This window comes from Peptostreptococcus sp. (assembly GCF_977045075.1).
On sequence record NZ_CDRRTB010000152.1, the window covers coordinates 1 to 2,308 of the forward strand.

Below are 2,308 nucleotides of genomic sequence, written 5' to 3' on the forward strand. Positions count from 1 at the left end.
CTGTGTACTTCTTGCCTGTGATACCAACTACCCTTCTGGCTACCATTTCAGATGTACCGTACCTATCTACACCGGCTATTCTTTCTACATCCTTATCCTTGTCATAGGCCTTTAGGTCTCCTCTTACATTTTCAGATATAGAGTCTGGACCACCTACTATGATTACTTCTTCGGCTCCTAGTCTCTTAATTTCTGCTGCCACTCTTGGGTCAAGCTTGTTTGTAGGGTTAAGTAGGATAGGAGCATCCTTTAGCTTGGCAAGGACAGATGCTGTCATTGAGTCTGGGAATAGGTCGTGTCTAACCACTATTACTGTCTTTGCCTTATCATAATACTTTTTAGATATATTTATTCCTGTTTCTATTCTGTCAGGACCATCTATTCTTCCTGGGTTTGGTACATCAGGCCTATGTGGTCTGTATGGATTATCAGGAGCCTTAGTTACCTTGAAAGTATATGATATTAGGTTTGGCTTGTCAGCAGGGGCCTTTGCGTCCCTACCTTCATTGCTTTGCTTTCCAACAAAGAAATATGCTGATCTTACATCGTCTGATCCACTACCAACCTTATTTTTTGCAACATCCATAGAATCTGTAACTAGGTCATCATTTACACCTACAACGCTACCTGTAATACTTACATCTTGTCCTATAGCAACTTCATTGTTAACTAAAAGTCCCTCAACCTTGACTTTTATCGTACCAATAGTTTTAAGGTGGGCATAGTAGTCTTTAGCCTTCATGTAGCCTTCACTATTTAATGTAGGATGTACTCTAATAATAAGCTTATCACCTACTTTTTCTGCTTTTTTAAATTTTAAAGAATTCAATCCTTCAACTGTGAATCTCAGACTGTTTACATCAGGTATTGTAATACCTCTTGGTATATTTAAAACAAATACCAGCTCAGAATCAGTTGCTACATAACCCTCTGTGCCATGTAACTTCCAGAGCTGTCCCGCTGAATTCCCATTAATATGTTGCCAAAATCTAGTATTTTGCCATTTGCTAAGGTTACTCAAGTTAACAGAAAAATCAAGCTTTAACTCATCACCAACTGCATGAGTTGCTAAAGTAGTATTCTCAGTATTTCCATTGACAGAAATATCACCGTATACATTCAACTGATCTCTATCTTTAATAAAGTCAGTATTAAAATCAAACTTAAATGGGTTATGATACTTATTATCTTGATAATCTGGATCACCATTAGGACCCTCGTTAACTTTTAGTTCTGGCTTTGAGAAATAATCAAACATATCCATACCAGCAGTCCAAGCCAGTGTATTAAAATTTTTATAAGCCCCTGAACTTGGAGAATCACCACCGCTTGCAAGATCAAAATTTTTAAGAGCACTAGCCTGTAATTTCATTAAATATTTAGGGTATATACCGCCATCTAATAAAGGTTCTTTTTCTAATTCACCCCAATAGTTTTCTGCAATAGCTGTATCCGCATCAGGTGCTTCATCTTCATCTGCATGTACTATCCCCAAAGATAAAAAAGGTATAGAAATGCTAAATGCTAATATACATGAAATAATTTTATAATTTATTTTTCTTTTCATAATAGTATCCCTTCTTATCTAGTAACATGGAATGAAATTGGTTTACTTGTTACATTAACAATCTTTGTACCGTAACCAAACCATCCACCATATTTATAAAGTTCACACTTTCCATCAGAAGATATAGTTCCGAGATCTGTTGTATTTTGGTCTTTTATCTCTACTGAGTAAGGTATATTTATAGAAATATTATGTCCTGTAGTTCCCTTCTCCTTGTCATACAATTCAAAGAAACCTTTATAATCATTCCAAGTACCTAAGAATAACCTAAATGTAACAGAGTTACTATCTTTATCATAGAATTTTTCAATTTTTCCTATAGTCTCTGTGCTTTCTGATACTGTAATAGCATTTTCATCTATTACAAAATTTTTAGGAAATTTAACAGTATATTTTATTGATGGAAATTCTTCTCCCTTATCAAACATAACTAGATTTTCATATGGTCTTCTTGTAATTGGTTCTTTCTGACCCTTGAAATCAGCTACAAACTTATCATATGCACCCTCAAATAAGTCACTGGCTTCAACTGTTCCACCTACATATCCTTCATAAAAAAGTTTCCCATTTTTCTCTACTTCTTGACCATTATTATATGTCACATTTGATAAATCAACCTGTCCCACAATCTTTTTCTTTCCACTATTGTAAGTACTTGGGACATTACTATTGGCCGCAAATACTGTCGCACAGGTAAATACACCTACCACCATCACTAGAGCCACAACTAGACTCGACATT

Annotated in this window: 2 protein-coding genes; both read right to left on the reverse strand. The window is 35.3% G+C overall.

The window, feature by feature from the left end:
- On the reverse strand, positions 1-1,567 hold a 1,567-nt coding region (locus tag ACW6OJ_RS08180), incomplete at its 3' end, for a cell wall-binding repeat-containing protein (RefSeq protein WP_456096295.1).
- Between the two features lie 14 nt (positions 1,568-1,581).
- Positions 1,582-2,308: hypothetical protein (locus ACW6OJ_RS08185; RefSeq protein WP_456096296.1), on the reverse strand; the 727-nt coding region annotated here is incomplete at its 5' end.